At 60.8% G+C, this 24,128-nt stretch carries 15 protein-coding genes and 2 tRNA genes; 5 read left to right on the top strand and 12 right to left on the bottom strand.

Annotation, left to right across the window (positions count from 1 at the left end):
* Positions 1 to 14: 14 nt before the first annotated feature.
* From HX866_RS29250 to HX866_RS29230, 5 genes are all read right to left on the bottom strand, one after another.
* Positions 15 to 3,290 carry a transglutaminase family protein gene (locus HX866_RS29250; protein WP_177140950.1) on the bottom strand — a complete coding sequence of 1,092 codons (3,276 nt, stop codon included), beginning with the start codon at positions 3,288 to 3,290 and terminating at the stop codon, positions 15 to 17.
* Positions 3,291 to 3,472: 182 nt separating this feature from the next.
* Positions 3,473 to 3,934: a hypothetical protein gene (locus HX866_RS29245; RefSeq protein ID WP_371319295.1), complete on the bottom strand. Its 462-nt coding sequence runs from the start codon at positions 3,932 to 3,934 to the stop codon at positions 3,473 to 3,475.
* Positions 3,931 to 4,386 carry a hypothetical protein gene (locus HX866_RS29240; RefSeq protein WP_177090472.1) on the bottom strand — a complete coding sequence of 152 codons (456 nt, stop codon included), beginning with the start codon at positions 4,384 to 4,386 and terminating at the stop codon, positions 3,931 to 3,933. Before HX866_RS29240 ends, HX866_RS29245 begins: the two co-directional genes overlap by 4 nt.
* A complete protein-coding gene (locus HX866_RS29235; RefSeq protein ID WP_177140949.1) occupies positions 4,383 to 5,303 on the bottom strand; it encodes an NAD synthetase in 921 nt (306 codons plus the stop codon). Before HX866_RS29235 ends, HX866_RS29240 begins: the two co-directional genes overlap by 4 nt.
* Positions 5,304 to 5,858: 555 nt before the next feature.
* Complete coding sequence (locus HX866_RS29230) at positions 5,859 to 8,162, bottom strand: YgiQ family radical SAM protein (protein ID WP_177090484.1); 2,304 nt, start codon at positions 8,160 to 8,162, stop codon at positions 5,859 to 5,861.
* Positions 8,163 to 8,349: 187 nt separating this feature from the next.
* Here HX866_RS29230 and HX866_RS29225 point away from each other — a divergent pair, with 187 nt between their 5' ends.
* The 3 genes from HX866_RS29225 to HX866_RS29215 are packed head-to-tail and all read left to right on the top strand — an operon-like array spanning position 8,350 to position 16,071.
* The gene (locus tag HX866_RS29225) at positions 8,350 to 12,099 is read left to right on the top strand and encodes an SET domain-containing protein (RefSeq protein ID WP_177090486.1); all 3,750 of its coding nucleotides are present in this window, start codon (positions 8,350 to 8,352) and stop codon (positions 12,097 to 12,099) included.
* 8 nt (positions 12,100 to 12,107) lie between these two features.
* Positions 12,108 to 15,812 (top strand): dermonecrotic toxin domain-containing protein, encoded by a 3,705-nt coding sequence (locus tag HX866_RS29220; protein WP_177140948.1) that lies wholly within the window; start codon positions 12,108 to 12,110, stop codon positions 15,810 to 15,812.
* Positions 15,754 to 16,071, top strand: a complete 318-nt coding sequence (locus HX866_RS29215) for a hypothetical protein (protein WP_177140947.1) — start codon at positions 15,754 to 15,756, stop codon at positions 16,069 to 16,071. Before HX866_RS29220 ends, HX866_RS29215 begins: the two co-directional genes overlap by 59 nt.
* Before the next feature lie 48 nt (positions 16,072 to 16,119).
* Here the strand turns inward: HX866_RS29215 and dnaB are convergent, their stop codons facing one another.
* The 7 genes from dnaB to rnr form a co-directional block, all read right to left on the bottom strand.
* Complete coding sequence (dnaB, locus tag HX866_RS29210; protein ID WP_177090490.1) at positions 16,120 to 17,517, bottom strand: replicative DNA helicase; 1,398 nt, start codon at positions 17,515 to 17,517, stop codon at positions 16,120 to 16,122.
* 127 nt (positions 17,518 to 17,644) lie between these two features.
* Positions 17,645 to 18,091 carry a 50S ribosomal protein L9 gene (gene rplI / locus HX866_RS29205; RefSeq protein ID WP_121136197.1) on the bottom strand — a complete coding sequence of 149 codons (447 nt, stop codon included), beginning with the start codon at positions 18,089 to 18,091 and terminating at the stop codon, positions 17,645 to 17,647.
* Positions 18,092 to 18,110: 19 nt separating this feature from the next.
* Entirely contained in the window at positions 18,111 to 19,013 is a 903-nt protein-coding gene (locus tag HX866_RS29200) for a hypothetical protein (RefSeq protein WP_177090492.1), read from the bottom strand.
* 36 nt (positions 19,014 to 19,049) lie between these two features.
* Positions 19,050 to 19,280: a 30S ribosomal protein S18 gene (rpsR, locus tag HX866_RS29195; RefSeq protein WP_002551829.1), complete on the bottom strand. Its 231-nt coding sequence runs from the start codon at positions 19,278 to 19,280 to the stop codon at positions 19,050 to 19,052.
* Positions 19,281 to 19,308: 28 nt separating this feature from the next.
* Positions 19,309 to 19,731 carry a 30S ribosomal protein S6 gene (gene rpsF / locus HX866_RS29190; RefSeq protein ID WP_177090494.1) on the bottom strand — a complete coding sequence of 141 codons (423 nt, stop codon included), beginning with the start codon at positions 19,729 to 19,731 and terminating at the stop codon, positions 19,309 to 19,311.
* 300 nt (positions 19,732 to 20,031) lie between these two features.
* On the bottom strand, positions 20,032 to 20,793 hold the full coding sequence (gene rlmB, locus HX866_RS29185) for a 23S rRNA (guanosine(2251)-2'-O)-methyltransferase RlmB (protein ID WP_177090496.1): 762 nt from the start codon (positions 20,791 to 20,793) through the stop codon (positions 20,032 to 20,034).
* Positions 20,790 to 23,396 (bottom strand): ribonuclease R, encoded by a 2,607-nt coding sequence (gene rnr, locus HX866_RS29180; RefSeq protein ID WP_177090498.1) that lies wholly within the window; start codon positions 23,394 to 23,396, stop codon positions 20,790 to 20,792. Before rnr ends, rlmB begins: the two co-directional genes overlap by 4 nt.
* Positions 23,397 to 23,620: 224 nt before the next feature.
* Here rnr and HX866_RS29175 point away from each other — a divergent pair.
* Both HX866_RS29175 and HX866_RS29170 read left to right on the top strand, forming a co-directional pair.
* A tRNA-Leu gene (locus tag HX866_RS29175) sits at positions 23,621 to 23,707 on the top strand.
* Between the two features lie 228 nt (positions 23,708 to 23,935).
* Positions 23,936 to 24,022, top strand: a tRNA-Leu gene (locus HX866_RS29170).
* Positions 24,023 to 24,128: the final 106 nt, after the last annotated feature.

The raw sequence follows: 24,128 nt of genomic DNA, 5'->3' as shown, positions 1-24,128 counted from the left end.
GCGCCCTGTCAGATTTATGTGTGTCGCAAGTCCAATGTCATCGGCAGTTCGTCGTTGATCTTCAACGTCGGAATCGGCAATGTCCCGGGACTGTGACCCAGGCGGAAAAACCGCGCCATACGCCGGCTTTCCGCTTCGTTGGCGTTCACCGGCAAGGTTTCGTAGTTACGCCCGCCCGGGTGGGCGACATGATACTGACAACCGCCCAGGGAGCGATGCATCCAGGTGTCGAGCAGGTCGAACACCAGCGGCGCGTGCACCGGGATATTCGGTTGCAGGCAGTTGGCCGGCTGCCAGGCGCGATAACGCACGCCGGCGACAAACTCGCCCACTCGCCCGGTCGGTTGCAGCGGCACCGCCACCCCATTGCAGGTCAGCAGATAGCGTTGCGGCGCAAGGCCGGTCAGCTTGACCTGCAGACGCTCCAGGGACGAATCCACATAGCGCACCGTACCGCCGACCGCGCCCTCCTCGCCCAGCACATGCCAGGGTTCGAGGGCTTGGCGGACTTCCAGCTCGATACCGCTGACGGCGTAGTCGCCGACCTTCGGAAAACGGAACTCCAGGTGCGCGGCAAACCATTCGGCACGCAGGGGATAACCGGCGGCGTTGAGGTCGACGATGACATCGGCGAAGTCCTGCTCGATAAAGTGCGGCAGCAGGAAGCGGTCGTGCAGCTCAGTGCCCCAGCGTGCCAACTTGGGCGGTGCATAGGGCTCGCGCCAGAACCGCGCCACCAGCGCCCGCAACAGCAGTTGCTGGGTCAGGCTCATGCGCGCATGGGGCGGCATTTCAAAGGCGCGCAGCTCCAACAGGCCAAGGCGACCCGTGGCGCCGTCCGGCGAGTAAAGCTTGTCGATGCAGAACTCGGCACGGTGGGTGTTGCCGGTCACGTCGATCAGCAGGTTGCGCAGCAGGCGGTCCACCAACCAGGGCGGACACTCCTCGCCCGGCTCTGGCATCTGCGCGAAGGCAATCTCCAGCTCGTACAACGAGTCGTTGCGCGCTTCGTCCACCCGTGGAGCCTGGGACGTCGGGCCGATAAACAACCCGGAGAACAGGTAGGACAACGACGGGTGGTTATGCCAGTAGCTGATCAGGCTGCGCAGCAGGTCGGGACGCCGCAGGAACGGCGAGTCCGCCGGTGTTGCGCCACCGAGGACAAAATGGTTACCGCCGCCGGTGCCCGTATGACGCCCGTCGATCATGAATTTTTCGGTGGTCAGGCGGGTCTGGCGCGCTTCCTCGTAGAGGAATTCGGTACGCTCGACCAGTTCGTCCCAAGTCGCGGACGGCTGCACATTGACCTCGATCACGCCCGGATCAGGGGTGATCCGGAAATTCCCCAGGCGGGCATCGTGGGGGGGCTCGTAGCCTTCCAGCAATACCGGGCAATGCAGCTCCTCGGCGGTCGCTTCAATGGCGCTGACCAGCTCCAGATAGTCCTCAACCCGTTCCAGCGGCGGCATGAACAGATACAAACGCCCACCGCGGGCTTCGGCGCACAAGGCGGTGCGGGTCAGCCAGGCGGCGGACTCGTCAATATTCGGCACCCGCTCTTCGCCGACCACGGGCTCGCCGTGGACCTTGAGTGCTTCGGTGCCTGGCAACTCGGGCAAATCCTGGTTCGGATCGGTCGGGTGCACGAACGGATATTCCGCCGCCGTCACCCACGGCTGGGAGGCCAGCGGCAGACGGTAACCCAGGGGCGAATCCCCCGGCACCAACCGGCAATGGCTGTCACGCAGGTACCAGCGCCCGCTCTGCCAATGGTCATTGGCGGCGGTGCGAGCCAACGGCAGCACCTGGCCAATGACCTTGTCCAGGCCCTGGGAGAACACCTTGCGCAGCCGTGCACGCTCCAGCTCGTCGTCCAGGCGCGGATCTTTGGCGCTGACGTTGATCGGCAACTGCCCTTCGCGCCAGAGATAATAGAAATTGTCTTCGTAAGCCGGGAATACAAAGCGTGCCGGCAGTTTCAGACGCTCGGCGATACTCGCCAGGAAACGCCCGGCCATTTCGCCATCAGCGCCGTAGTCTTCCTGCTCGTCGGCAATCAGCGCGCTGTTGTGCCAGATCGGCACGCCGTCGCGGCGCCAGTAGCTGTTGAGGGACCAGCGCGGCAATTGCTCGCCCGGGTACCACTTGCCCTGGCCGAAGTGCACCAGGCCTTGCGGGGCATAACGCTTGCGCATGCGCTGGAACAGTTCGGCGGACAGCCGGCGTTTGTCCGGGCCGAGGGCGGCGGTGTTCCACTCGGCGCCATCGGGGTCGTCGATGGAGACGAAGGTCGGCTCGCCGCCCATGGTCAGGCGCACATCGCCTTCGAGCAGGTCGGCGTCGATTTGCCGACCCAGGGTCTGGATCGCCAGCCATTGCTCCTCGGTGTAGGGCTTGGTGACGCGCGGCGCCTCCCAGATCCGCTCCACCGACATTTCGTGGCTGAATTCGCTCTCGCAGGGTTCCACCAGGCCGCTGATCGGCGCCGCTGATGAAGGATCGGGGCTGCACGCCAACGGAATATGCCCTTCCCCGGCGAACAGCCCGGAAGTGGCGTCCAGGCCGATCCAGCCGGCCCCCGGCAGATAGACTTCGCACCAGGCGTGCAGGTCGGTGAAATCGACCTCGGTGCCGGACGGGCCGTCGAGGGCTTTGACATCGGCGGTGAGCTGGATCAGGTAGCCGGAGACGAAGCGTGCCGCCAGGCCCAGATGCCGCAGCAGTTGCACCAGCAACCACGCCGAGTCGCGGCAGGAGCCGGAGGCGTTGTCGAGGGTCTGCTCGGGCGTCTGCACGCCGGGCTCCATACGGATCAGGTAGCCGATGTCTTCGCTGAGGCGCTGGTTGAGGGCCACCAGGAAATCCACGCTGGGCAACGGCGTGCGGTCGATGCCATCCAGGTAGGCCTGGAACTTCGGCGTCAGCGGCAGCTTTTCCAGGTAGGGCGACAGCTCGTGCTTCTCATCGGCGGCGTAGGTGAACGGGATCTTCTCGGCGTAGGGCTCAAGGAAAAAGTCGAACGGATTGAACACCGCCATCTCGGCGACCAGGTCGACCTCGATACGCAGCTCATTGGTCTTTTCCGGGAACACCAGCCGCGCCAGGTAGTTACCCTGGGGGTCCTGCTGCCAGTTGATGAAATGCTGTTCGGGCGCAACCTTCAGCGCATAGGACAAAATCCGCGTGCGACTGTGGGCTGCCGGACGCAGGCGAACGATCTGCGGACCGAGCTCGATGGCGCGTTCATAGCGGTAATGCGTGACATGGTGCAATGCGACATGGATCGACACGGCGTGCCTCCTGCGAGCCTGGGCTTGAACCGACGTGCGCAAGACTTATGCCACTTGGCCAAGCCCTGCGCTTTCGGCATGAGTCGTGCTCGCTCAGCTAAGCACAGCACCAGAATGGCGCCAGCCTAAGGGCGTAGTGCAGAGAGTCGCACAGAAACGGGGCGAATGTTCGAACCGTGTTCTCAGCGCGATTTTCGCCGGGGCTTCAGGGCTTGTTTCAGGGCTTCGCGCTGATGGCGGATGTCGACGAGCTTGCTGCGCATTTCGCGATGACGTTTGCTGTTGAGCAGCAGCAGGCCCAATAGTGGGAACAGCACCGCCAGTGCATAGATGACTTTATGCGGACGGTCCTCGATGGTCGGCAATACGCCCAACAGGCACACAACCAGTACCCCGACCACGCCCCACACCCACTGCGGCCGGCCGCGCACCACCATGAAATTGCAGTGCACCACGACCATTGTGAGCGCCGCGCCCCCCAGGACCGACCAGGTCGCTTGCTCGCCGAGTGAGGCCTCGGCGAAATAGGACATAGCCACCAGGGGAATAGCACAGGCCAATGAGAACAGCGCCGAAAAAATACCGCCGATAAAGGTCGGGAAATAGCGCGCCAGGAAACGTGGCAGATCCACCAGGAACATCATGCTCTACGCTGCGCCAGAGCACGCCGCAGCTTCTCCCGCTGCGCGCGGATATCCACCAGTTTGCGCCGCATGTCTCGCTGCCCCTGGCTATTGAGAAACAGTAACCCCAGCAAGGGAAACAACAGCGCCAGCCCATAGAGCCCACGATGCGGGGAATAGGTGATCATCGGCAGCACGAACAACAGGCAGGCCGCGAATACGCCGATCAGCAACCATACCCAGCGTGGCCGCCCCCACAGCACCATGAGGTTGCCGTGCACGATCAGCAGCGTCATGACCGCCCCGGCCAGGAGGATATATAACCCGCTGTCGGCCAGGGGCAAATGCTGGAAGTAGGTCACGAATGCCAGGACGACACTCAACCCCAGCGAAAAATAAGCCGCAAAGATCCCGGCAATAAATCCAAGAAAGTGTTCGCGGAAAAAGCCACGTAGCGTCAGTGCCTCACTCACTCGTCGAACTCCTCGTAGAGTCCCACGGCAATGGTTTTGACATTGCCGGACACAGCGCTTCCGGTCAATCCGATGGCCGCGCCGAGGGAGTCCTTGATCTGGGTGATCGTGCCATGCTTGAGCTGGGTGGGGGTGTAACGCTTGGGCAACTCGCCGGCCAACTGCTTGAGTTTGAGCATCTTCGAGGTCAATTTCGGGTCATTGATGCTGAGCAGTTCCTTGGTCAGCTTCGCCCGCTCCTGCCGGCTCAGACCCCGCAGTACCTCGCGCAGGGTTTTCCCGGTGGTAGCCTTGGCGATCCGCACCAGCTTGATGGTGGTCAGGGCGGAAGCACCCACCCCCACCAGCGAGGCCGCATCCAGCCCGATGGAAGCGTTCTGATACCAGGCTTCGCTGTCCAGCCAGTCATTCACTTCGGGCTTGGCGATTTCCAAGCCCGTGCGGACAAGGCCGTTGACGCACTGCAAGCTGCTGGCACCGGCTGCGGTATAGGCGATGGCGACCACCACCCCGCTGGCACCGGCCGTAAAGGGCACCAAGATGCTGCCGCTGGCGATCACCATCCAACTGATCACCGCCCCCGCGCACGACAGCGTAGTGTTCACCGCCTCCATCGCCAGACGCGACTCGCGCGGATTGTTTTGTACCTGCTGGGCGAACTGCGTGGGCGCGATGTACTTCTGCGCCTCACGCAAGATGATCCGCTTGGGCTGGATGCTGCAGATCGGTTGGAACTCACGCAGGGTCACGACATTGAAATCGGCATCGATATACACCACGCCCGCGCCGACAATGCCTGGATCGGCATCGATCGCGGCAAACAGCCGTGGCAGGTTGATCTGGCTTTCGATGCGCTGGCGGGCGAGGAACTGGGAAGGGTTGCTGTCCATGCCGATGCCGGGTAGCGGGGTGCTCACGCGGTGTTCATCCTTGAGTCGAGCGGTGGAAATTCGCGGCAACCTTAGCAAATGAAAGAAGCGCCCGATAGAAAGCAAAACGCCAGCATCCGTGGCCCGCAAGTGAGTTCGTCTATCCACTGTGGCGAGCGGGCTTGCCCGCGCTGGGCTGCGAAGCGGCCCTAAAACCAGTGTTCGCGGTATGTCAGGTAGAACACGGTGATCGATTTTGCGACTGCTGCGCAGCCGAGCGTGGGCAAGCCCACTCGCCACGTATCTCGGTCAGACTTGAGATTGTCCTTACTGACTGGCATTGGGCTTGGAGGCTTATTCTCGATCCGCCACCCGCTCGCAAAACCTCTGGTATAGCCGATGAAGGTCTAAACCTGCACAAATTTTCTGATACACCCTCCACCGAGTCTGAATCGCTCCCACCCAGCACGCCCCACTTGCTCGATACCCCGGATGCTCTGCTTGAGGGGACGGCCCGGTCTCAGGTGTAAAGGGCAGTCAGCAAAACGCCAGCACGAGGCTGGCGTTTTGCGTCTAACTTGCAGCTTGTCGCTCAGCGCTGCTTCAGCGCGGCACCACCGGCTTGCGGGTCGGCTTATTGCCTTTGCCCTTGGCCGCGTCGGCACGCTCCTTGGCCGCCTGCTTGTTGCGGGCAAACGCGGCGGCCTTGGCCTGTTCGCGTTTGTCCCAGGCGTTACCGCCGTCACTGGCACGTGGCGGCAAGCCGGTGTGCTGGGTGAGGATCTTGGTGGTGGTTTCCTTCGCTACCTTGTGGCTGCCAGCCGGTGTCGAGTTCTTCCGGCGGGCGCTCTGGTAGCTGTCGGTCGCCGGCTGGTGCAGCGGGATCAGTTGATCCTTGCCCGGCCCGATCAGGTCGCCACGGCCCATGCGCTGCAAAGCCTCACGCAGCATCGGCCAACCCTTCGGATCGTGGTAACGCAGGAACGCCTTGTGCAACCGGCGCTGCTCCTCGCTCTTGACGATGGTCACCGCGTCACTCTTGTAGGTGACCTTGCGCAGCGGGTTCTTGCCCGAGTGGTACATGGCCGTGGCGGTGGCCATCGGCGACGGGTAGAACGCCTGCACCTGGTCGGCACGGAAACCGTTGCCCTTGAGCCAGAGCGCCAGGTTCATCATGTCTTCGTCGGTGGTGCCCGGGTGCGCGGCAATGAAGTACGGAATCAGGTACTGCTCTTTCCCGGCTTCCTTGGAGTACTTCTCGAACATGCGCTTGAACTTGTCATAGCTGCCGATGCCCGGTTTCATCATCTGGTTGAGCGGACCTTCCTCGGTGTGCTCCGGGGCGATCTTCAGGTAACCGCCGACGTGGTGGGTCACCAACTCCTTGACGTACTCCGGCGACTCGACCGCGAGGTCGTAACGCAGGCCGGAAGCGATCAGGATCTTCTTCACACCCGGCAAGGCGCGGGCACTGCGATAGAGCTGGATCAACGACGAGTGGTCGGTGTTCAGGTTCGGGCAGATACCAGGGAACACGCACGACGGCTTGCGGCACGCGGATTCGATTTCCGGGGTCTTGCAGGCAATGCGGTACATGTTCGCGGTCGGGCCGCCGAGGTCGGAAATCACCCCGGTAAAGCCCGGCACCTTGTCGCGGATCTCTTCGATCTCACGAATGATCGACTCTTCGGAACGGTTCTGGATGATCCGCCCTTCGTGCTCGGTGATGGAGCAGAAGGTGCAGCCGCCGAAGCAGCCACGCATGATGTTCACCGAGAAACGGATCATGTCGTAGGCCGGGATCTTCTCCTTGCCATACGCCGGGTGCGGGATGCGCTGATAAGGCATGCCGAACACGTAGTCCATTTCGTCGGTGGTCATCGGAATGGGCGGCGGGTTGAACCAGACATCCACGTCGCCATGTTTCTGCACCAGCGCACGGGCGTTGCCCGGGTTGGTTTCCAGGTGCAACACGCGGTTGGCGTGGGCATACAGCACCGCATCGCCACGGACCTTTTCCACCGACGGCAGACGGATCACGGTCTTGTCGCGGGTCATCTTCGGACTGGCCAGGATCTGTACGACCTTGGCTTCCTCCGGATCATCAACCGGCCCCTTTTCCTGCTCGATGGCGCAGGCCTGGGTGTCCTGGGTGTTCACGTACGGGTTGATGATCTTGTCGATCTTGCCCGGCCGGTCGATGCGCGTGGAGTCGACTTCGTACCAACCCGCGGGCGTGTCACGGCGAATGAACGCGGTGCCGCGCACATCGGTGATGTCTTCGATCTTGTGGCCGTAGGACAGGCGCTGGGCGACTTCGACAATCGCCCGCTCGGCGTTGCCGTAAAGCAGGATGTCGGCGCTGGCGTCGATCAGGATCGAGTTGCGCACACGGTCCTGCCAGTAGTCGTAGTGGGCGATCCGACGCAGCGAAGCCTCGATACCGCCGAGGACGATCGGCACATGCTTGTAGGCTTCCTTGCAGCGCTGGCTATAGACCAGGCTGGCGCGATCCGGACGCTTGCCGGCCATGCCGCCCGGCGTGTAGGCGTCGTCGGAGCGGATTTTCTTGTCGGCGGTGTAGCGGTTGATCATCGAGTCCATGTTGCCGGCCGCGACCCCGAAGAACAGGTTCGGCTCGCCGAGCTTCATGAAGTCGTCCTTGGACTGCCAGTTCGGTTGGGCAATGATCCCGACGCGGAAGCCCTGGGACTCCAGCAGCCGGCCGATGATCGCCATGCCGAAGGACGGATGGTCAACGTAGGCGTCACCGGTGACGATGATGATGTCGCAGGAATCCCAGCCAAGCTGATCCATCTCTTCCCGACTCATGGGCAGGAAGGGTGCTGGCCCGAAACATTCGGCCCAATACTTGGGATAGTCGAATAACGGCTTGGCTGTTTGCATATCGATGACCGGTGTGAAGATGAAAATTCGCGGGCGCGGAATATAGCACAAATTTTGATCAAGTCCGACGATAACGCTCGGTTTTACCCGCGCCGATTTCTCCAGTACAGGCTGACAACTATCTAGTGCAGCCTTATCAACGCTTTGTCGTTAGCTGACGCTTCAAAAATCCGCCAAGGCTACCGACATGACGCCCTCCTCTCCTCCGATCCCCAGCGAACAGTCGCATTTCGAGGTGATCAAAGATCATTTGCCAGAGTGGCTACTCGAGGCTTCCCGCGAACAACGCAACGCCTTGCGCCAGAGCCTGATAGCCAGTTGCAATTCCCGGCATGAACTCAAGCAGATGATGGCAAAACTGCAATCGCCCGCGCAATTCGTCAAGCCGCTGCTGGAACAGGCCATCATCTTCAATTTCCGGCTCACGCTGGACGTCGAACAGGCGACCTTCGTTCATGTGCGCAAAAACGACTATTTCTTCGGCTTGGTCTCGGTCCAGGGCGAGACCCGCGAGCAAACGCTGCTGTCCGCGGCCCTGCAAAACTTCGAAGAATCGCTGACCAGCGCCGACAGCTTCGCCACAGGCTCGGGGATTTACCGGGTGCCTGGGGTCCAGGACAGCAAAACTGCGATCAAACCCGAAGAGTTCGCCCTGGTCTGTCGCCAGCTCGACTTCGGCAGCCTTTATCAGGCTCACCTGCGCTCTGTTCTGAAGGCGACCGCCCAGGCCGATCAGGACGCCGCAGACAGTGCCCAGGACACGCTGATCAAGAGTTACAGGGACGCTTTCGCCGTGACGATACACTTGGCCATTATCCGAAAAGAGCTCTCGACGACCTGCCATCGGGTACTGCTCGACGTCCTGCTGGGTCAGTATGTGGTCCGCTATGGCACGCAACCTTGCTCACGGCTCGGACTCCTTGGCATGGACGTCAGCGAAGTGCTGGTGATCGGCTTGGACGCCGAGGAGGGGACGAGTCCGTGCCTCGTCTATATACCGCAGGACCCGATCGGCACCTTGGCACGCTACGCCTCAATCGAGGATTTCGAAAACGAGCTGAGCCGCAGGCTGCTGTCGCACAGCTACCGGCGTTTCTTTTCACGATTCCTTCCGTTCAGTCATCAGGGACAGCTGCTCAGCCAGATGATCCGCCAGGCCATCGTGCAGAAATGGCGTCCGCACATCCGCCATATCCCGCCGCCCGGGCCTGCTTTCCTGACGCTGCACCCCATCGCAGGCAACGTATTCAAAGGCCTGCACGACCAGCGCGTGCAACAGATCGAACGGCACGGACGCATGGTCGTCATCCCCACGGCGGATACCGATGCCCAGGCCCGCCAACACCTGCTGGAGGCCTACGAAAACGCCGGCCTGAATGTCCTGGTCTTCGCCGCATCGTTCATCCCGGTGATCGGTGACATCCTGCTGATCTTCACGGCGGCACAGTTGCTCCAGGAGGCCTATCAAGGATTCGATGCCTGGCGGCGCCATGAGAAGGTGGAAGCACTCAACTACCTGATGGACGTCACCGAACAGGTTGCGCTCATGGGCGCAAACGCGGGCGCCCTCAAGGCCGGTCGTTTCGTCAACTCGCTGCTGCGCGTCAAGCTTTCGCCCAGCCAGTCCGGCTTGTGGAAACCGGACCTGACCCCCTATCGCCAAGCCCTTGAACTCCCTGAAGCGCTGCTCCCCGATGAACAGGGCTTGTACGACTATCAAGGCAAGCACTATCTGTCACTGGACGAGCAACTCTATGAGGTAGGCTCTGCCGGCACCCCACCGGAGTGGTCCATTCAGCATCCCGACGACCCATGGGCGTATTCACCGCCTTTGCTGCACAACGGCAGCGGGGCTTGGCGCACCCTGTATGAAAACCCACAAGACTGGAGCGAATTGAAGCGGCTCAGGCGATTGGGACCGTTCGCGGCGAGCACCTCGCCCGAAGACCTGGCGCCGATCCTGCACGCCAGCGCCAGCGATTCGAACCTGCTGTTTGAACTTCATCGCGACAACCAATCGCCGCCGGCACAACTGGTCGATACCCTGAAACGCTTCCGGCTCGACAGGCAGGTCCAGCATCAGCGACTGCTGGAAAGTCCCCCGGGCACCGACGGCGCCGGCCCTTCCGTGACCGCCGAGCAAAACACATCGACCCGCTTCGAGGACCTTTATCGACAGAGCGAACAGGTCGAAGGGCCTTTGCCCGAGCAGATCCGCCAGGACTTTCCGAACCTGCCGAAAAGTTATGTAGAGGCGATGGCGAGATCCATCAATCCCGCCGAAGCCCGGCAAATCCTGGACCAGAAAAGCCTGCCGGCCTACCTGAAAGATGAAGCCGAGCTTTCCCAGCAGAACGTGGAGACCGCCCGACTCAATGAGGGCCTTTATCTGCACGCGACCTTCAATCCGTCCTCGGATCAAATGGCGCTCCAGACGCTTGAAGCCCTGCCGGGCTGGTCGGGCAATGTTCGCCTGGAACTGTATTCCCACACACTGGCCAACCCGCCTGCCGCCAGCGTCGGGGACGACAGCGCAACGATCGTCAGGCGCCTGCTCCGGGAAGGCTCACGCTATCGGGTCTACGATGCCGACGGCGAGCAAATCCTCGCGCCGAGCGACCTCTATTCGGCCATCGGGAGAAGCCTGCCCGCAACCGAACTGGAGAACCTGGGCTTCATCGGCCCCAACCGAAACAGCGCCCTCAAGCAGTCACTGATTGATAAAATCACGCAACTGGATGCTTCGCCCCGGCGCGTACTCCGAATTCCTGCCTCTCCCCCCTCGCGGCCTTACCGGCCCGGCCGTGCACTGGATACTCACTTCGCCCTGGAAACACCACCGAGCGACCTGAAGCCGGTGGGCGACGGCTTGTATCAGGGGGCCTTTTCCCGTCGTTACATCGAGGAAGGCGAACGGTATTACGAGGTCAAGCCCTCGGACCTTGGCTGGAAGTTGATCGACGCCCGTAGCCCTTTCCGTTTTTATCGTCCGGTGCTGCGGCGCAGGGCCGGGCACTGGGAAATCAATACCGACATCGGCCTGAAGGGCGGCGCTCCGGGTCCGGTACACAGCAAGATCGAACTTGTGGAAAGTGAATCCAGCATGGTGTCGGCGCTTGAGTACATCAAGCCCGAGCCCTTCACCCGCACAGACCTGGAGCGCATGAAAGCCATCAAGTCCTATCAGCGGGCGCCCAACAGGATGGGCGACTATGACCGCGCGAACAATGGTCGCTATCCATTGCGGGACCTGTCGGGGAATCCGCTACGCATCAAGAAGATCCAGCACACCAGTGAGATCGCGGACTCGGGCGTACGCTACCAGGCCAAGGACATCCTGCCGTACTTGAAATGGGGCAGCCATGAAGAGGTCGCCAAGCTTTATGAAGAGAAGCTGCTGCTGCGCCCGTTCACCGAAGAGGACGCCAAGTTTACCCAGGAAAAAAGCATGGTGGGCCAGGCCATGGTCGTTGCCAGAAGGCCCTTGAAAGCCGGGGAAGCCATCGGCGTGTATGGCGGCAACTTCCTCCCCTTTCATGTCAGCAATGCGCGCCAGGATCCGTTCGTGATCGACATCCTGCCCGCCCCCCTCTCCCGCAGGCCGAAATGGGATCGGCTGATGCTGTCGGGAGACAACATCATTTCGCGTATCAACTCCATTTTCGAATACGAAGAAAACCTCCCGGTCCGCCAAGCCGGCAGCGGCTACAACGTCGAGGGCGCGACGTTCCCCGTCGATGTCGATATCGGCGGGGGGCGTCTGGAGCAGTTCCTGCTCAGCGCGTTCTTTACCACCCGGGACATTCCCGCCGATGAAGAGCTGCGCTGGAATTACGGTTATACCGAAGCGGGGGTTCGGACCACGTTCGCCGCCTCCGAGACGAGCCCGGAAACCGGCACACAAGCCCACGGCCCCCTAAAGTCAATCCGAGAGTGAGCAGTGCCATGCCCACGACACCCGAAGAACAGGATCACAGTACAGCGCCCCATTACACCTTCATCAGATCGCGCTTGCCGGCCTGGCTGAAAAACGCCAGCGCCGAACAATACGCCGGCCTGCGCTCGGCTATACAGGAAAGCAACATCTCCAGGATCTTTTCCGCGCACATCCTGAGCCATCTCAAAAGCATAGAGGCCTTTGCCGAACCCATTCTGGAGCTTGGCCTGAGACCGCTCTCTCCCGATCTCACCGACATGCAGGCCGCCACCCTGGTCAAACGCTGGAAAAGGGACAGCTTGCTGGGCATCCCCCTCTACGATGCCAGCCCCGAACACTCATTGCTGGAGGCCGCGCTCTACAATTTCGAGGAATGGGAAACCCGCGACAATGGTTTCGGCAGCGGATCGGCCATCTATCCCTCAGGAAAAGCCGCAGGCCTGAAAAGCAGCCTCACACCCAAGGCGTTTGCCCGGCACTGCCGCACGCTCAATCTCGGGCTGAAATACCAGCATCACCTCAAGCAGATACTCGACCTGGACCGCCCCGCCGACGAGATCATGCTCTTCGCTCACAAACGCGAGCATTTTGTACGCCATGAGTGGAGCCGCTTCAAAGTCGCGCTATGGATAGCCCTCATGAAAAAAGACATCACGGACGCCTGTGCGGTCCGCTTGAAATACTTTCTGTTGCCGGTCAGACAAAGAATCGGAAAGCTTCCGCTCTATGAAGAGGTGAAATTGCTCGGCCATACGTTGCCCGGCGTCATTCATCTCTCTTCCGACCCGGACGACAACAGCGGCCCCTGCGCCATCTACTTTTCAGACCACCCCGAGGCGGCGCTCAAGGAATACCCGTCGCTTGTCGAGTTTCAAGAGGATTACCTGGAGCAACTGCGCTCGGTGGATTTCCGGCAATTGATCAGCCGACTCATGCCGATTGACTATCAGGGCAGACTGTTGGCGGCGAAGATCAGCCAAGCCGCCAGCGGACGCTCGCCCGCCCAATTGAGGGATCTCATCAGCCTGGCAACGATTGACGGCGAGTTGTTCGAAGAGATTCATTGGCAGCGCCTGCGACGTCTTGAAAATGACGTCGGCAGACTGGCTACTCCCCGCGCGCAGGCCAATGCCATCAGCCGCGAAGCATTACTGGATGAATACCACAGCGCGGACCTGGACCTGCTGTTCGGCCTGAAGGCGTTCATTCCCCGATTCCACCAGACCCTGTTGGCACCGCCAGGTAGCCAGCTCACGGCCATTGTCTATCAGGACTTCTCTATCTGGAGCGCCTGGGAAATGAACGCCGGATTGATCCATTTGCTGAATGTGGCCGAGACGGCGAAAAACAGCCGGACATTCACCGCGGCAGAGGGACTGCCCGAGTTGATCCCCGTCCGCTTTCAGGGGCGCACGCGCCTTTGGAACCCGGACCTGACCCCCTATCAATCAGCGATAAGACCAGCTGATGAGCATTGGCAAGCGGACTCCCTGGGTTTGTACCCATGGGCGCAGGCTACCGTCCTGAAACTGGACCAGCAGTATTACCAGGTCGAGCACAATGAAGACACCGACCGCTGGCATATCGTGCTGACGGATTATCCAGGCGTTTACGCGCCACCACTGCGGCACAACGGCGTCGGCGCCTGGCGGACGATCCACGAGGACGTCTCGATGTGGTCGCAACAGCAGTTGATCACACGCCTGGGGCCACCCGCCGACAGATTGTCCGAATCCCTTGCGAGCGCCGCTCTGACGTTCAGTGGTACACGCCTTGACACACTGCGCCAGATTCATCACTACAGCCGCCGAACACCGCCCCTGCTGCTCGATAGCCTCAAACGCCTGTGGATCTTTCAGGAAATAGAGCGCTTCGATTTCGACCGGGCCAGGGGCAACGTGGTCTCGCAACTGTCTCCCAGGATCCAGTCCTATCTGCTGACCAGGCTGCCCGGATGGCCCAAGGGAAAAATGCTGGAAGTCTTGCGTGGCAGTTCGCAGGGGGCCATCCAATATGGCGCGGGGTCGAGTACGGTAAGTATTTCCGAGGAGCACTGGATGGCTGGAAAGCTGCTCGACGTGCTGCTCAAGGCACTCGACCCGGGAGAAATCGACGGGTTGCTGGAAAGCAATACTCACCAACCGGGTCAACTGAACCCATTGGCGCTGAATCTGCTGGTCCAGGCGAAACTACAAAGCCAGGCCCTGCTCGAATACCTGTATATCGAGACGGAACAACCGGACACCGCCACGCAACGACGAATACGCCAAGAGAATGCCGAACTCCCCAAAAGTCATCTGGCCGACGCGATTTTCTCATTGGACATCCAGGAGCAAAGCGCATCAGAAACAGGGTCGTCGCTAACAAGAGAGATTGACCGAGCCCTGGAACAGGTTCACATCTCCCGGGTATTCGAAGGTCTTTATCCGGGTTGGCCACACCCCCAGCAAAGTGATCGGCTGGCTTTTTCACTGCTGGAAACCCTGGGCGCCTGGCCACAGGATATTCGTCTTGAACTGTGGGACACGGACATCGACATCGACGCCGCCCTGGAGAGCATCGGGCGCCTGGACAGCCTGACCTACAGGTGCCTGAAGAAGACCGGAGCTTTCTACCTGCTTCAAGACCGCCAGGGCAACACGCTGTCCGGCCCGCACGACCTGTACACGGGCGCCTGGCTGGCGATGCCGAAACTGACGCAGCAAGCCCTGAACAGCAGGCTTGACATAAGCCTGGACGAAAAACGCGCGGCGAGGGATCTGCAACAGGCTGTCTTTTACAACGCTTCGATATTACGCAGTGAGGCGCCGGCTCTGCGCGTCGCGCAGCACACCCTCGGAAAGCCAGAGCTGGGCTTGCGCACTCGGTTCCCGGAGAGCTTCGCCGTGGGCGGAACCACAGTGTCCGGTCTGGACCTGCGCGAAGACGGTATTTTCTGGAATCTGAACAATAAGCCCCTGGCCGCCCATGCTTACTCGCACTACATCCGAGACGGCGGCCGCTACTACCCGGTCAGGCAGACCCCCGAGGGCTGGCGACTGCTGAATGCCAGGACGCCCTACAGCTTTTATCAACCGTTACTGCAACGCAAAACCAACGGTGGGTGGATGTTGCATCCAGGCACCGACCCCGCCGATCTCACGGCAGGCAGCCTCTCGGTGCAGACACAAGGCAGTGCGCGGTCCAGCCATCTCGACGACCGGAGCTTCACCCAAGCTCAACGAGTGCGCATGCGCAGCCGGAAATCCTACCGCGACCATTTGAACTCGCCCCTCACCTATGATCGCGTCGACAACGGTCGCTATCCCTTGCGTGATCTGGACGGACACCCCATGACCATTGTCGCCATTCACTACTCAGAGGCTGAAGGGAGCCACCAGTCAAAAGCGCGCGCTCAACAAGTCATTCCGTATCTGCAATTGCACGGCTATGAAACGGTCGCACGGCTCTACGAAGACAAGCTGGAAATAGGACGGTTCGAACACGACGACATCAGCTCCACGCAGGAAGAGCATCTGGCCGGGAGGTTTCTGGTTTCAGCCAAGCGCCGCATCAGGCGCGGTGAAATACTGGGAGTTTATGGCGGTATGTTGATTCCGCTGATCACCAGCCACCACCGTCGCGACCCGGGTCCGAAAAGACTCCACGCTGGAATTGATCCGCTTTCGCACCGGCCGGCCAGAACCGGCCGCTCCCTGCCTGTCCGGCGATAACATCCTGTCGAGAATCAATACGCGCTACGAATACAGCAACCATGTCCCCATTCGCCAAGCCGAGATCGGCTATAACGTGGAGTCGGTCGCATTCGCGGTCGATATCCAGGGCCGAGACGGCAGCCTCGAAAAAGACCGCTACTTCATCACCGCGCTGTTCGCCAGCCAAACCATCTTCAGCCTCAGCGAGTTACGCCTGAATCACGGTTACACCTGGGAGCAGATTGAGACCCTGGAGATTTTACCGCGCAGCCCTTAGCGCGCTAACGGGATAACACCCCAAGCCTCGTCCTCACACGTGAGGCCCTTACTCGTCATCGTCGAAGTTGTAGCTGCCCGGCGCCAGGTTCTCGAAGCGCGTGTACTTGCCGATAAAGGCCAGGCGGATAAAACCGATCGGGCCGTTCCGCTGCTTGCCGATGATGATTTCGGCAATGCCCTTGTGTTCGGTTTCCGGGTGATAGACCTCATCGCGGTACACGAACATGATCACGTCGGCGTCCTGCTCGATCGCTCCCGATTCCCGCAAGTCGGAGTTCACCGGGCGCTTGTTCGGGCGTTGTTCCAGGGAGCGGTTGAGCTGGGACAGGGCCACCACCGGGCAGTTGAATTCCTTGGCCAGGGCCTTGAGGGACCGGGAAATCTCGGAAATCTCGTTGGTCCGGTTATCGCCGCTGGAGCCGGGGATCTGCATCAGTTGCAGGTAGTCGATCATGATCAGGCCGATATCGCCGTGCTCGCGTACCAGGCGTCGGGTCCGCGCACGCATTTCCGACGGGCTGATACCGGCCGTATCGTCGATAAACAGCTTGCGGTCGTTGAGCAGGTTGACCGCCGAGGTCAGCCGTGGCCAGTCGTCGTCTTCCAGGCGACCGGCACGGACCTTGGTCTGGTCGATCCGGCCGAGGGAGGACAGCATACGCATGATCAGCGATTCGCCTGGCATCTCGAGGGAGTACACCAGCACCACCTTGTCGCTGCGCAGCACCGCGTTCTCCACCAGGTTCATGGCGAAGGTGGTCTTGCCCATCGACGGACGGCCGGCGACGATGATCAGGTCGGACGGCTGCAGGCCGCTGGTCTTCTCGTCGAGGTCGGTGTAGCCGGTGGACAGTCCGGTGATGGCGTTGTCGGTGTTGAACAGCGTATCGATCCGGTCGATGGCCTTGGTCAGCAAGTCGTTGACGCTGACCGGACCGCCGGTCTTGGGCCGCGCTTCGGCGATCTGGAAAATCTGCCGCTCGGCCTCATCGAGAATCTCCGAGGCGCTGCGCCCTTGCGGGTTGAACGCGGTGTCGGCGATTTCGGTGCTGATGCCGATCAGTTGGCGCAAGGTCGCCCGCTCGCGCACGATCGCGGCGTAGGCCTTGATGTTGGCCACCGACGGAATGTTCTTCGCCAGCTCCGTCAGATAACCCAGGCCGCCGACCTGGGAGGTCTGCCCTTCCTTGTCCAACTGCTCGGACAGGGTGACCACGTCGATCGGCATGTTCTGATCGGCCAGCTTGGCGATGGCGCGGAAGATCAGGCGGTGGTCATGTCGATAGAAATCGCCGTCCGAGACTTGATCGAGCACGCGCTCCCAGGCGTTGTTGTCCAGCATCAGACCACCGAGCACGGCCTGTTCGGCCTCGATGGAATGCGGCGGCACTTTCAGCGCGGCGGTTTGCAGGTCGTATTGCTCGGGAGCGGAGATATCGTTCATGGCCACTTGGAATCAGGGGGTTTGCAAAAGGACGTTGCCCAAAAAACAAAGGGCACGACCTGAATGAACAGAGTCGTGCCCGATGTTAACCGTCTGGCGCGCAAGTCGCCAGACGATTGGGTACTGCTTAAGCAGCCACCACAACAACGCGTACGGTTGCTTCGACTTCGGCGTGCAGGTGCACGGCCACGTCGAATTCACCCACGTTGCGGATGGTGCCGTTCGGCAGACGAACTTCGCTTTTTGCCACTTCAACGCCGGAGGCGGTCAGGGCATCAGCGATGTCGTGGGTGCCGATCGAACCGAACAGCTTGCCTTCGTCACCGGCGGTGGCAGTGATGGTCACTTCCAGCTCAGCCAGTTGGGCGGCGCGCGATTCAGCCGAAGTTTTCTTGTCTGCTGCGGCTTTTTCCAGCTCAGCACGACGCTCTTCGAACGCAGCCAGGTTGGCAGCGGTCGCAGCGGTGGCTTTGCCGAATGGCAGCAGGTAGTTACGACCGTAACCGGCCTTAACGTTTACCTTATCGCCCAGGTTGCCCAGGTTGGCGATTTTTTCCAGAAGGATCAGTTGCATGTGGAAATCCTCTTAACTTTTAACCTTCACCGTTCGCGGAACCGTTATCGGCATCTTTCGACGCCAGGCGTCCGCGAAAATCAATCAGGCTGTCGACAATGGCCAATACCATGAGCAACGGACCGAGCAAGTGCATGAATGGCACGAGCGTGACGTACAACCCCACCAGCCAGAAACTGGCCAGCTTCTTCTGCGCCACCAGCCCGTGAATCAGGGCCAGGCCGGCGAAGACCAGCGGAACACTGCACAGCGGCAACAGAATCAATGCATGCAGGCCGATGAACGGCGAGACAAACATGACGGCCAGCAGCGACAGCGCCACTTTCTTGGGGATTCGGATGGCGCGAAACTCGCGCCCGAAACCACCAGGGTTGTACAACAACGCTTGCCAATAGCGCCCAAGAATCAGGCACATCACACTAAAGACCTGCAGCGAGATCGCCGTCGAGGTGATCAAGAGGGGCACGGCCAGTGACGCGAGGAACGCTCGCTGATCTACCGACAACTTGTGGTAGACCTCACCCAGAGCCAGCGGCACGACTTGTTCAAACGTCTGCGCCAACCCTTCGATGAAGGGACTGAAAATCGTCCCCAGGCTCACTGCACATACCAACCCTACAGCCATGCTGACCAGCAGCACGCGGTTCCAGGAGTAGCCAGCGCGTAAAACCAGCGCCAGGCTGCAAGACCCGAGCAGCACCAAAAGGGCCGTGGGATCTTTCTGGATGTTGAAGTGCCAGAACAGCAGCACCGACAACACACCCAGACCAATGACGCCAAGGGCGTCCGAACCGCGCCGCAGGAGCACAAGGCACCCGGCGGCGGCACTCAACCAGAACAACAGCGGCAATGCCGCAGATCCGGCCACGACGAGCATGGCCTGCATACGTCCGCGCATGATGAATCCAGCTAAGGCGCGCATGCATTCAATCCTTTACTGCGTGTCGACTGCCCGGTCTCAGCGGCCGTGGCTGTCGGTGTAGGCCAGCAGGGCCAGGAAGCGGGCGCGCTTGATAGCGGTGGCCAGCTGACGCTGATAACGAGCTTTGGTACCGGTGATACGGCTTGGAACGATTTTGCCGGTTTCGGATACGTAGGCTTTCAGGGTGTTGAGATCTTTGTAATCGATCTCTTTCACGTCTTCAGCGGTGAAGCGGCAGAATTTACGACGACGGAAGAAACGTGCCATGTAATTGGCTCCTCAAAAGGTCCGTGGATTACTCGTCAGCGTTATCGCTGGCGTCGCTGTCATCACCATCAACGCCATCGGCGTCGGAGTGCTCAGGACGGTCGCGACGCTCACGGCGCTCACTGCGGTTTTCTTCAGCCTTGAGCATCTCGGACTGGCCGGTAACGGCTTCGTCGCGACGGATGACCAGGTTACGGATCACAGCATCGTTGTAGCGGAAGTTGTCTTCCAGCTCGGCCAGGGCCTTGCCAGTGCATTCAACGTTCAGCATCACGTAGTGAGCCTTGTGAACATTGTTGATTGCATAGGCCAGTTGACGACGGCCCCAATCTTCCAGACGGTGGATTTTGCCGCCGTCTTCTTCGATCAGCTTGGTGTAACGCTCTACCATGCCGCCGACTTGTTCGCTTTGATCCGGGTGGACCAAAAAGATGATTTCGTAATGACGCATGAATGCTCCTTACGGGTTGTAGCCTGCCGCTCAAAAACGGTCAGACAAGGAGTGAATGACACTTGTGTGTCTTGCCTGGAGTAGGCACAGATGCGCCAGCCATCAAGGCAAGGGGCGCAATTGTAGAGAAGGGGCGAGAGGGGTGCAAGACAATTGGTGATTATTTGAGCAGCCCGGTGCGCAACGAATGGCCAATTCCGTGGGAGCCGGCTTGCTGGCGATGCAGACGCCGCGGTATTTCAGGGACACCGCGTTATCGTTCATCGCCGGCAAGCCGGCTCCTACAGGGGGTGCAAGCGGTCAGGCCTTCTTGCTGGCAGCCTTGACGCTACGCTGACGCAGCGCTTCGAACAGGCACACGCCGGTCGCCACGGAGACGTTGAGACTGCTGACGCTACCGGCCATCGGCAGGCGCACCAGGTAGTCGCAATGCTCGCGGGTCAGGCGACGCATGCCCTTGCCCTCGGCACCCATGATCAGGATGGTCGGGCCGGTCAGGTCCTGCTGGTACAACTCCTGCTCCGCCTCGCCCGCCGTACCGACGACCCAAAGGCCGCGCTGCTGGAGCTTTTCCAGGGTCCGCGCGAGGTTGGTCACGGCCACCAGCGGAATCACTTCCGCCGCGCCGCAGGCCACCTTGCGCACGGCCGGCGTCAAAGTCGCCGACTTGTCCTTGGGCACCACCACCGCCAACGCACCCGCCGCATCGGCAGTACGCAGGCAAGCGCCGAGGTTGTGCGGGTCGGTCACGCCGTCGAGCACCAGGATCAACGGTGCGCCTTCAGTGCGATCGAGCAGTTCGTCGAGCATCGCCTCACCCCAGACCTGGCTCGGACTCACGTCCGCGACCACGCCCTGGTGCACGCCCTCGACCCACGCATCCATCTCGCGACGTTCGGCCTGACCGACCGACACGCGGTTCTCCGCAGCCAGGCCCAACAACACCTGGACCCGCGGATCACTGCGGCCTTCAGCCAGCCAGATCTGCTTGACGCGTTTCGGGTGATGACGCAACAACGCCTCTACGGCATGTACGCCGTAGATTTTTTCCAACTGACTCATGACTTGCCCTTGGGTTTACGCGCCCCGCCGCTTTTCGCGGGACCAGCGCCCGCTTTTGGCGGGCCTTTACGATGCTTGCTCGGCTTTTCCGACGGCGCCCCGCGAGCGGGCTTTCCCTCGGTCTTGCCTTTACCGCCGTTCTTGGCTTCGGCCAACAACGCCTGCTTCATTTCGCGACTCTTGCGCACTTCGGCGTTTTTGGCCGCCGCGTCGCTTGGGCGATAAGCCTCGTCCGACTTCTTCGCCACCGCACCACGGCGCCCGGCCTTGGCCGGCTCCGGCGCTTTTTCGACAGGCGCTGGAGCGGAGGTTTCAGCCCCACGCTTCTTGCGACCGATCGGTGCGCTGAGGGTTTTCTCGGCCATTTCGAAGTCGATCTTGCGTTCGTCGAGGTCGACGCGCATGACCTTCACTTCCACCGTGTCGCCCAGACGGAAGCTGCGACCGGTGCGCTCGCCCGCCAGACGGTGATGGACCGGATCGAAATGGTAGTAATCACCCGGCAAGGCGGTGACATGCACCAGGCCTTCGACGTAGATATCGGTCAGTTCGACGAACAGGCCAAAACCGGTCACGGCGGTGACCACACCCGGGAACGACTCGCCCACACGATCTTTCATGAACTCGCACTTGAGCCAGTTCACCACGTCGCGGGTGGCCTCGTCGGCACGTCGCTCGCTCATCGAGCACTGCTCGCCCAACTGCTCCAGCGCCGCTTCGTCGTACGGATAGATCCGCGCTTTCGGAATGGTCATCGCGCCGGCACGACGTACGTGCGGCGTGTCTTGCTTGGAGTGGATGACGCTGCGGATCGCGCGATGCGTCAGCAGGTCCGGGTAACGGCGGATCGGCGACGTGAAGTGGGTGTAGGCCTCGTAATTCAGGCCGAAGTGGCCCTGGTTATCGGCGCTGTACACCGCCTGGCTCAGGGAGCGCAGCATCACGGTCTGGATCAGGTGGAAATCCGGGCGGCTCTGGATACTGGCCAGCAAGGCCTGGTAGTCCTTCGGCGACGGACCGTCCTTGCCCTTGTGCAGGGACAGGCCCAGTTCACCGAGGAAGGCGCGGAGTTTTTCCAGGCGCTCCGGCGGCGGACCGTCATGCACCCGGTACAGAGCAGGAATCTCGTGCTTCTTGAGGAACTCGGCGGTGGCCACGTTGGCCGCCAGCATGCATTCCTCGATCAGCTTGTGGGCGTCGTTGCGGGTGGTCGGACGGATTTCCGCGATCTTGCGCTCGGAACCGAAGATGATCCGCGTTTCCTGGGTTTCGAAGTCGATGGCGCCACGGGTATGACGGGCCGCCAGCAGGACCTTGTACAGGGCGTAGAGCTGCTTGAGATCCGGAACCACTTCCGAATACTCGCCACGCAGCTTCTTCGCTTCGGTGGTCTTCGGCTGCTCCAGGATCGCGCTGACCTTGTTGTAGGTCAGGCGGGCATGGGAGTGGATCACCGCTTCGTAGAACACGTAGTCGGTCATCTGCCCGCTTTTGTTGATGGTCATCTCGCAGACCATCGCCAAACGGTCGACGTGCGGGTTCAGCGAGCACAGGCCGTTGGACAATTGCTCAGGCAGCATCGGTACGACGCGCTCGGGGAAGTACACCGAGTTACCGCGCACCTGGGATTCGGCGTCCAGCGCCGAACCGATCTTCACGTAGCTGGAAACGTCGGCAATCGCCACGTACAACTTCCAGCCGCCGGAGAACAGGCGCAGCTTGCCCGGCTTGGCTTCGCAGTAGACCGCATCGTCGAAGTCGCGAGCGTCTTCGCCGTCAATGGTGACGAACGGCAGATGGCGCAGGTCGATGCGCTTCTCTTTGTCCTTCTCCTCGACTTCCGGCTTGAGCTTGGCAGCTTCCTTGAGCACGGCCTCGGGCCAGACGTGGGGAATGTCGTAGGTGCGCAGCGCGACATCGATTTCCATGCCGGGCGCCATGTAGTTGCCCACCACTTCGATCACATCGCCCTGGGGCTGGAAGCGCGGCGTCGGCCAGTGGGTGATTTTCACCTCGACGAACTGACCGACACGGGCGTCGGCATTGCGGCCCGGGGTCACCAGCACTTCCTGCTGGATCTTCGGGTTATCCGCCACGACAAAGCCGATGCCGCCTTCTTCGAAGTAACGCCCGACGATGCTCTCATGGGCACGGGACACGACTTCGACGATCACGCCTTCACGACGCCCACGGCGATCGAGGCCGGAGACCCGCGCCAGGGCACGGTCGCCATCGAACACCAGGCGCATTTGCGCCGGGCTCATGAACAGGTCGTCGCTGCCGTCGTCCGGGATCAGGAAACCGAAGCCGTCGCGGTGACCGGCGATGCGGCCCAGGATCAGGTCGAGCTTGTCCACCGGCGCGTAGGTACCGCGGCGGGTGTAAATCAGTTGCGCATCGCGCTCCATGGCACGAAGGCGACGGCGCAGAGCCTCGATCTGATCTTCAGTGGTCAGACCGAACTCATCCACCAGCTCCTCGCGACTGGCCGGCGATCCACGCTCGGACAGGTGCGCCAGGATAAGCTCGCGGCTAGGAATGGGGTTTTCGTATTTTTCCGCTTCACGAGCGGCCTCGGGATCGAGGGACTGCCAATCGGCCATTAGATAAATTTCACCTTGTCTATATGCGGGTTAGTTTGGCATACGCGTATTGAAACGGGAAATTTCAGGCACACAGGCCGCCTTAAAACCCATTTGTCAGCGTGAAAAATGCCGCCTGAAGCACATTGAAGCGTTTTTCTTGGTTTTTTTCATGACAGGGGTTTACAGTTAAAAGGCGCGTCCGTATAGTGCGCGCCATCGACGACGGAGACGTTGACGATACTGCCCAGATGGTGAAATTGGTAGACACGCCAGCTTCAGGTGCTGGTGACCGCAAGGTCGTGGAAGTTCGAGTCTTCTTCTGGGCACCAATTCAAATTTCAGAGTAACACTCTGGAATCTCACAAAAACCCGCGAAAGCGGGTTTTTGCGTTTCTGCCCCTGCCATTTCCTGAACTCGGTGCGCCCGCCCCTCACGGAAGCATGACGAACGGCAAACTCGCACCCGAGATTTAATTAAAAGCAAAAACAGGGGTTTACAGATCAAAAGCCGCTCCGTATAGTGCGGTCCATCAACGGCGCACAACGCTGCTGATGCTGCCCAGATGGTGAAATTGGTAGACACGCCAGCTTCAGGTGCTGGTGACCGCAAGGTCGTGGAAGTTCGAGTCTTCTTCTGGGCACCAATTCAAATTTCAGAGTTTATCTGGAATTTACCAAGAACCCGCGAAAGCGGGTTTTTTGCATTTCTGTTCCCCGCAATTTCTTGGGCACTCGACACTTCTGTGGCGA

The sequence above is a fragment of the Pseudomonas gingeri genome (genome assembly GCF_013386165.1).
Classification (GTDB): Bacteria; Pseudomonadota; Gammaproteobacteria; order Pseudomonadales; family Pseudomonadaceae; genus Aquipseudomonas; species Aquipseudomonas gingeri_C.
The sequence above is the reverse complement of the archived record's forward strand: the minus strand, read 5'-3'. Positions and strand labels throughout refer to the sequence as shown.

Coding starts and splice junctions, on each gene's coding strand:
- HX866_RS29245 (WP_371319295.1), bottom strand. CDS start 3,934: ATGATGTTCCTGGTGGATCTGCCACGTTTCCTGGCGCGCTATTTCCCG.
- HX866_RS29230 (WP_177090484.1), bottom strand. CDS start 8,162: ATGCAAACAGCCAAGCCGTTATTCGACTATCCCAAGTATTGGGCCGAA.
- HX866_RS29225 (WP_177090486.1), top strand. CDS start 8,350: ATGACGCCCTCCTCTCCTCCGATCCCCAGCGAACAGTCGCATTTCGAG.
- HX866_RS29220 (WP_177140948.1), top strand. CDS start 12,108: ATGCCCACGACACCCGAAGAACAGGATCACAGTACAGCGCCCCATTAC.
- dnaB (WP_177090490.1), bottom strand. CDS start 17,517: ATGAACGATATCTCCGCTCCCGAGCAATACGACCTGCAAACCGCCGCG.
- rplI (WP_121136197.1), bottom strand. CDS start 18,091: ATGCAACTGATCCTTCTGGAAAAAATCGCCAACCTGGGCAACCTGGGC.
- HX866_RS29200 (WP_177090492.1), bottom strand. CDS start 19,013: ATGCGCGCCTTAGCTGGATTCATCATGCGCGGACGTATGCAGGCCATG.
- rpsR (WP_002551829.1), bottom strand. CDS start 19,280: ATGGCACGTTTCTTCCGTCGTCGTAAATTCTGCCGCTTCACCGCTGAA.
- rpsF (WP_177090494.1), bottom strand. CDS start 19,731: ATGCGTCATTACGAAATCATCTTTTTGGTCCACCCGGATCAAAGCGAA.
- rlmB (WP_177090496.1), bottom strand. CDS start 20,793: ATGAGTCAGTTGGAAAAAATCTACGGCGTACATGCCGTAGAGGCGTTG.
- rnr (WP_177090498.1), bottom strand. CDS start 23,396: ATGGCCGATTGGCAGTCCCTCGATCCCGAGGCCGCTCGTGAAGCGGAA.